Genomic DNA, 642 nt, shown 5'->3' on the forward strand with positions numbered 1-642 from the left:
CACATGACTTACTGGTGAAACCCAAACGTAGCTATACTAAGACGACTGACAGTAAGCACTGGCTCAAGAAATATCCTAATTTGTTAAAAGACAACCAAAACCAACCGCTGATACCAGAGCAAGTACTCGTGGCGGACATCACCTACGTAAAGTCTAGTGAGGGCATTCATTATCTATCGCTGGTGACAGATGCTTGTTCAAGACAGATTATGGGCTATCACTTGAGTAACGATATGAGAGCGTGCAATGTGGTCAAAGCGTTAAAGATGGCGCAGTCTAACCGCTACTATGATCATGCTATGATTCATCATTCAGACAGAGGACTACAGTACTGCTCCGAGCTATACCAAGAGGCACTAAAAGCTTATCAGATAACGCCGTCAATGACGGATGGCTATGATTGTTACCAAAATGCCTTGGCTGAGAGAATCAATGGTATTTTAAAATATGAGTTCTTACTATACGAGTGTAATACTTTTGATGAGTTGAAAGTAATGATAGACGAGTCTATACATATCTATAATGAGAGGAGACCGCATTTAAGTTTGAATATGCTCACACCGAACCAAGCTCATAAAAATATAAGAAGTGATATTCCAAAAAAAAGCCAGATACTTGCAGTATCTGACTCCTTATAAACCC

1 protein-coding gene is annotated in these 642 nt (G+C 40.0%); it reads left to right on the forward strand.

The annotated features are described in order from the left end of the window. The coding region (locus ACTXGO_RS15735) for an IS3 family transposase (RefSeq protein WP_443543695.1) at positions 1 to 638 on the forward strand (638 nt) is incomplete at its 5' end. Positions 639 to 642: the final 4 nt, after the last annotated feature.

Source organism: Psychrobacter sp. T6-1, assembly GCF_052258445.1.